At 35.9% G+C, this 7,250-nt stretch carries 5 protein-coding genes, 1 tRNA gene and 1 pseudogene; 1 reads left to right on the top strand and 6 read right to left on the bottom strand.

The genetic code is table 11. The features are described 5' to 3' along the window. Positions 1 to 219 precede the first annotated feature (219 nt). From ACG72T_RS04995 to ACG72T_RS05010, 4 genes and pseudogenes are all read right to left on the bottom strand, one after another. Entirely contained in the window at positions 220 to 1,509 is a 1,290-nt protein-coding gene (locus tag ACG72T_RS04995; RefSeq protein ID WP_395265025.1) for an SLAP domain-containing protein, read from the bottom strand. A 124-nt stretch (positions 1,510 to 1,633) separates the two neighbouring features. Then, positions 1,634 to 3,169, bottom strand: a complete 1,536-nt coding sequence (gene yjeM / locus ACG72T_RS05000) for a glutamate/gamma-aminobutyrate family transporter YjeM (RefSeq protein ID WP_395265026.1) — start codon at positions 3,167 to 3,169, stop codon at positions 1,634 to 1,636. A 46-nt stretch (positions 3,170 to 3,215) separates the two neighbouring features. Next, positions 3,216 to 4,646 carry a C69 family dipeptidase gene (locus ACG72T_RS05005; RefSeq protein WP_395265027.1) on the bottom strand — a complete coding sequence of 477 codons (1,431 nt, stop codon included), beginning with the start codon at positions 4,644 to 4,646 and terminating at the stop codon, positions 3,216 to 3,218. 10 nt (positions 4,647 to 4,656) lie between these two features. After that, positions 4,657 to 4,982, bottom strand: a pseudogene (locus ACG72T_RS05010) (heavy metal-binding domain-containing protein). A gap of 389 nt (positions 4,983 to 5,371) precedes the next feature. Here ACG72T_RS05010 and ACG72T_RS05015 point away from each other — a divergent pair. Further along, positions 5,372 to 6,226, top strand: coding sequence for an SLAP domain-containing protein (locus ACG72T_RS05015; RefSeq protein ID WP_395265029.1), 855 nt, complete (start codon positions 5,372 to 5,374; stop codon positions 6,224 to 6,226). 559 nt (positions 6,227 to 6,785) lie between these two features. On the opposite strand, the gene ACG72T_RS05020 is transcribed toward ACG72T_RS05015, so the two are convergent. Together ACG72T_RS05020 and ACG72T_RS05025 are read right to left on the bottom strand one after the other, a co-directional pair. Beyond that, positions 6,786 to 6,857 (bottom strand) — tRNA-Gln (locus ACG72T_RS05020). Positions 6,858 to 6,954: 97 nt separating this feature from the next. Next, positions 6,955 to 7,149, bottom strand: coding sequence for a hypothetical protein (locus tag ACG72T_RS05025; RefSeq protein ID WP_395265030.1), 195 nt, complete (start codon positions 7,147 to 7,149; stop codon positions 6,955 to 6,957). Positions 7,150 to 7,250 lie beyond the last annotated feature (101 nt).

The raw sequence follows: 7,250 nt of genomic DNA on the forward strand, positions 1-7,250 counted from the left end.
GATTTATCAAAATTAACTTTATTCTGGCACAACATCTTTTGACAAAAATTTCGTATCTGGATTTGATTCAATATAGTTATGTATACCATTAGTGACAAACATCCTGTTGAATTTAATTAAAGATAATAGAAATAATTCCCGTTGTAATTATTCCAAAGTGGAAATTAATTACAGCAAACATCCTTTATTTTTTGCGATAAATGTCTACGATTTTTTTATTTATTGAATATCACTAGCCGCTACCCATTCATCAGTAGCAACACGATACATCTTTTGACCATTGATTGTAGCTGATCTGTCCGTAAACCAAACAGTATTCTTGGCTAAGGCACGGTTAGTTATTTTAATACCCTTTGAATTATATAAAATGGCTTCCGAACTTGTTGTTACTGTTCCTTTATTAGGAATAACCTCCAAACCATCATCTTTTTTGACCCACTCATCTGTGGCTACTCGATAATAAGTTTCGCCGTTAAGCGTCATCGTTTGATTAACTGCCCAAACAGTGCCTTTAGCAAGAGCACGATTTGAAATAACTTTACCCTCTGAATTGTACAGTAAAGCCTGAACAGATGGTGAGTAAACCTTTGTCACGTTTGAAATATTGGTTGGTTTATTATCGTTATTCTCCGTAACATCAGTAGTTGGTGTTTTATTGGTTGAGGAAGTATTGCTTCCAGCATTCGTATGATGATTGTGATTTGTTGTTGGTGTATTTATTTTTGTATAAACTATTGGCGCACTAACTAGGGTCACTCCATTATAATTATAATAGCGCAATGCAATTGTAGCCTCTGGATACTTCAATGTATAACCTTCATATGTTGGTAGAGTGAATGTATAACTGTCTATGTTACTTAGATGATTAGCACCTTTAACTGGGATTTCAATTTTCTTACCATCCTTTGTTGCTGGAATACTGCCATTGAAAGTATATGAACCATCTTCATTCTCAGTTATGCCACCATCGATATAAACATAATGCTTAGGATCATAGCCACCATCGTTTGGAATTCTATCAATGATTTGAGTTGCGACATAATTACCATCATCCGTCTCAGAAGCCTCACCGGTCTTGTTATAAACAGGTTCATTGCTCAAAGTAACAAATCCGATAACTTTTCCTTGAGCATCATATTTCAATCCCATCAGTTCAATCGAATAATCAACTGATTTTCCATCACCAATGGTGTACCCCTCAATAGCAGGCAATTGTAATTTAACTTCTTCATAATCTTTCTTATTATCAAACATAATAGGATTGAACTTAACGTTCTCGAACTTAATTTCAATTTGTTTACCATCTTTTTTAGCTGGAAATGTTCCGCTAACCGAATAGGATCCATCTTGATTACAGACTAAATTTGTTACGCTATAACCATTAGTGCTCTTTGCTTCTTCAGCCTTAACAGTATTTTCAGTACTACTTTCAGCGTTGACATTCATAACTGGTGCAACAGCTAACAACACAGCTGCTGTAACTCCCATATATCTAATCCCTTTTTTCAAAATCCATTCCTCCAATAACATTTAAATTACACCTTTAGGTTAACAAATCAGAGTGACACCATCTGACACTGCAACTTTTTTCCAAAAAAAAATAGACCTTATCAAATTGATAAGATCTATTTTTTTACTTAGTTGCTGATGCATCAATACTTTCAGCATTTTTAGCATGTTCTTTATGTTCATATCTGTAATAGAGAATGAATCCAACTAATCCAAAGACTACTGGTCCAAGAATTGTCCAAAGAGCGTCAGTATAAGCACCCTCCATTAATGGTTGTAACAAGGTAAAGATAATTGCGAAAGCTAAGACTAAGAAGACAACGATTGAAACAGTCCACATAGCTTTTTTATTCTTATAGAATAAGTATGGCTTTTCGATATCTTTATTCATGTTAAAGAATGGATAAGCACCAACTAAGAATAAGTAAGGTACAGTTGTTGAAACATTAGCCATCAGTGTCAAAACATTATACAAGGCTTTGGCGTTTTTACCACCCATATCGACAATCAAAATTAAAACGATAACCACGATAGCCTGAACCCACATTGCGTAAGCGGGCATACCGTGTTTGTTCAAACGAGTAACTTTTTCTGGCCAAAAATCCTTTGGCGTACCCATAACGAATGATTTCAATGGTGAATAAATCAAGACGAAGAAGGCACCCATATAAAGAATAAACATGTCAAAACCAGTAAAATGAGCTAACCATTCACCCAAAGTGATGGCAGCTGCACTGCCTAAACCGATATGTGTTCCAAAGGTATAACCAAGGTTACTCATCATAACATAAGTAATATTACCCAAGTTAACGTTACCTTTAGCAATAACCGCATTCCAGTTAGCACTCATTGACCAACAGAGAATTGTTAGTGAATAAAGTAATGTGATAACAACCGCTGAGATCAAGACACCACGTGGGAAATCTTTCTTAGGGTTCTTCATACTATCGGTCACACCACCAACTGATTCCATACCACCATATGCAAAGATTGCATAAACGATGAACGATACCATCCCTAGTGGTGAAGCGAAGGCTGGATTAGCTGAATGGATAAAAGTATCCAAACCAGAAATTGGTTCAGCTGTATGGAAGCCTGACATAAATAGAACTGATAAACTCAATAGGAAGAAGACAACTTGTAAGACAATCGTCATAATTCCCCCGAAACTTGAAACTTTTGATATCTTATCCATACCTTGACTAGCAGTGTATGTAACAAAAATGATCCAAAGTACCGCTAAAAGACCGATTACTTGAGTAGCTGAAAGTCCAAACATTCCCCAAGTTTGCGTTGTATCATGACCGGCAAACATAGTTGAAAGTGGAATCCAAACTTTAGAAGAAGTTGACACCAGCCATACTTCCCAAGAAGCTAACCACATAAATGTACCGATGAAAGCCCATTTTGCACCCACAGCTCCATCGATCCAAGAATAAATTCCACCTTTAGCTTCATTAAAAGCGGAACCATACTCTGCCATCATAAATCCTACGGGTAGGAAGAAGAATAAAGCAGCGAAAACATACCAAACAATACTTGCTAATCCCATCTGTTCGTAAGCAACAGTAGTGTTAGCAAATCCAAAGATCGCCGTGAAGATCATCATTATTAAGCCAAACAATGTGATTGTTTTTGTCGGCGAATTACCATCATTCATTTTTATAAACCCCTCAGTTAATATTCAATGTATAAAATTATAATTTCTATAAATTCATATCTGTCTTGAAGTTTAGAGGTGAAAAATCAGTCGAGTCCGTAATTAATTGAGCAATTAGCTCTTTATAGCCATCAAGTGAAATTTTTGCCATTTCAAATGAAGCTTCTGTTAAATAATTAGGTAATTTATCATCATCTTTGCTCAAGGCTATTTGATCAAAATCATGCAACTTTTTACGTAACGTGATATTGATTTCCTTTTGCTTTGCTTGAAAATCTTTGCCAAGCTCTTGGTAATGACCGTCTAAAAGAACTCCGGCCAACTTATAAGTCCAATAGGCTGACTTACTATCGTATGGCAACTCACCAAGTTTGTATTCTTCCGGAGTATCGTTGATCCCCATATAAAATGGAACGTAAATACTCTGTGAAGCTACGCCCATGGCTAACCATTGCACACAAGCTATCTCAGGTTTCATGTTTGGTCTAATTTGTAAAACATGTGACTCCTGAGTCTTAGCCAAACTTATTGGACGATAGCGTTTGTTATTAGCTGACTTGTTCAAAGGATCGAACTCGGTCTTTTGATAATGAGAAGCTAGATAATCTTGCGCATCATCAACACTCAACAACCGATTAGCTTTTTTGATAAAAGCTAAGTCTTTACTTTCGGGACTCTCTGAAGTTTTCCCAGAAAATTGTTGTTGACCCCACCAAACACGAGGCGTGCTGTAAATCTCATCAGACAAATCATGTGTGCCAAAAATTTGTCTAAAGTTAAAACTATCAGGTCGGTTGTTCAAATGATTTTCTTTCACAAAATCCTCGATACCTTGGTGATACATAAAATTGTCAGTATCATTGAAATCAATCTCTTGAATCGCCAATTGATTAGCAACCACGGCATAACTATCGTCGGGGATACGTTGTGCCACCCAATAGTGCCCTGATCCACTTTCGAAGTACCAAACTTCTTCTTTATCAGAGAAAAGTACCCCATTCGTTTCACAAGTACCATAATCTTCAATAATCTTACCTAAGCGTAAAACGCCTTCCCTAGCGTTTTTGATATAAGGCAAAACAACTGTGATCATGGCTTCTTCACCAATACCATTTTCAACTAGAGGATCGACACCTAAAACACGCTGATTGGAATAAGCACTTTCTGTAGCACTCATCCCAACCCCGTATTCATTAAAACCATCCTCTTCAAATAATCCTTCTTTGAAGGTCCATTCTGGAGTAGCAGAATATTTATAGCGAATTTTAGGCAAATCTAATTGAAAGTCATTGGCTTTAGAGATAAAACGTTGATCCTCGGTAAATTCTTGATGCTGATGAACCACGAAATGTTTAGGCCAAGAAGCTTTGGCATCCTCATTTCTACCTATAATAGTTGATCCATCGACGGTTGCTTTTTTCCCGATCAAGATACTAGTACAAGCTGATAAAGAACTCTTGTTATATTCCAATGCCATTCTAACCACCTTACTTAAATTTGACTGCAGTACCATAGGCTGCAACTGTTTCCATGTCTGTGCTGATCGAGTCAGAATCAAAACGCATCATTACCACTGCATCGGCTCCCATATCAGCAGCATTACTTCTCAGACGTTCAATTGCAATATCACGGGCCTCAGATAAAAGTTCGGTATAAGCTTTTATCTCACCGCCGACGATATTCTTTAATCCAGCACCAATATTTGAACAACATTTTTTGATTGAGTGGTTAAACCAAAAACTTCACCAATAATCTCATAATCTTGTCCAGGAATATTTTCAGTTGTAGTTACTAAAATTTCGCTTTTCTCCATAAATTCACCTCACAAAAATAATTATTTCACTCCATAAATAATGTAACACAATTAGGCTCTAAATTGGCTATATCCTAAGAATTAAAGCTTTTAATTTACTCTAATTTTTATTGAATATTTGCCACAAAAAATGCCCCTCACCTTATGACTTAAGATGAGGGGCTTGAACAGTTTATTTATCGGCTGATTAGAATAATTTTAACCTAATAATATTCTTACACCTTTGCAATTAACGTTACGCAGACTATTTACAAGTCATTTCTATAGATGAAAACACTTTTTCAGAAAATTTATTGACTATCCTATTTCAAGGTTCTAATATAAATACAGTTACAATTGATGAGATTAAATACAATATATGTGTGAATTATATCGGAGGATCTTTTTAAATGAAAATATCTAAAATTTTGACGTTGTCTGCCATTTTCCTAATGGCAGCATCTTCTTCTGTTGCCATGACACAAGAAGATGTCAAAGCTGCGTCTGTCGCAACCACAAATGCCAGTGGAATTGCTCGACTATATACTGCTGATGGGAAGCTCATTTCCAATCGTGCCCTTGCGCCAAAAACTGACTGGGCCGTTGGGAAGGTTATCACTATTGATGGTACAAAGATGTACCAAGTTGCTACCAGCGAATATCTGAAAGCTAGTGATGCCACACTAACTGGAGATACAGTTCAAACCGCAGCGACAAATAGTGCTGAAATCAATAATGCTGAAACTGCTCCTGCCAAGAACGGTCAATATACACCCAACATCAGTAATATAAATAAATACTTCGTAGCTTACGTAAATGCCTTACACCAAGCTAACGGAACTAGTCCAGTTCACTCTACCAATGACCTTATTTCCTATGCTGGTCAAAGAGCTGACCAACAAGATGGGAATCATTTAGATCACAGTACCGCTGCTAGAAATATGTCAGAATGTCTATCTGGCGCCGGCTATAACTATATTATCAATCACAACGGTGCTAAGTCTGACAAGGAAGTGGCTTACTTCCTATTAAAAGAATGGTATGACGAAGATAACTGCGTTGACCCATTAGGTACACTAGGACACTTTGGCCACCGTTCTTCACTAATTTATGGTGGGCCCAACGTTGGATTGAACATTAATGACAAAAACTCTGCCTATGAAGCAGATTGGGACATTAATACCCTTGATAAAGCAAAAGCACTTTATAATTTTACTGGAAGCAACCCAAATACGAAGTTTATCTCTGAAGATTCCGTTCAATAAACTCCGCATTAACTACGACCTAGGAGGACTAAACTCTGCCTTGGGTCTTTTTTATTTATTTTAAAATTTGAGATCATCATCTGATCTAACTCTAAAAAAATTGATGAGATTAAATTAGTGTGTAATATCGGATGACTTCGTTTAACTATTTTTAAATACAATTAGTATTGTACTAGTCATTTTTACAAAAATAGTTCCACTTTAGAAAAGAATTCTTTTCCAAATATGGAACTACTTTTAGAAAATAACTTTGGCACATCTAGAACACTTCATTAAAAACATCATCACAGGGGCATGCTATTCTTTATACCTATTTTTCTACGGCAAGCTTTATAATCAAGTTCACCACTTTGATTTTTGTAGAATTGTTCCTGTTGTGGCAATAATATCGACTCTTACAACCATCAAATTTCATAAAAACAAATCTTTATTGACAAAAAAAGAAACTGCAAAAAGTTCTCAAGTTATGTGAGTTTTTAAGCTCGGACAATAACTCGGATGCTTTTCCAGTTTCAAGTGTTGAAACCCTTGAAATAATAAGGGTTTCTTGTTGTATATATTGGGCATATTGGGTTCGAACCAATAAATTGCGGATTCAGAGTCCGCTGCCTTACCATTTGGCGAATGCCCATTAACAATAAATCGATAACAGTAAAATGTTATAAAAGATTGAGTTTATTGTCAAGGGCTGAATCACCTTATCGAGCAATAAATTTATTAAAAATGCCTCAAGCAAAAATTAGCAGTAAACTTACGATCACTATCACTGCCAAGCAGATTTTTAAATTATGACGATTACGTATCGAAACAATAATTTCTTCATCCCCATTAAAAAGTTGTGCTCTAACTGGCCAAAAAACTCTCACAATGTATGCAAAGGCCATCAAGAATAACATCAATTCCAGAATAGTTGCTACTCGCATGCAAATTAATCCCCATTTCTTCTAAAATACTTTTTCAATTATATCTGAAAGGATAAATTTCCGGTGTAGTTTTTTAGAATTCAAGCATTGTTATTCAATAT

This window comes from Companilactobacillus sp. FL22-1, from assembly GCF_043951805.1.
Taxonomy (GTDB): domain Bacteria; phylum Bacillota; class Bacilli; order Lactobacillales; family Lactobacillaceae; genus Companilactobacillus.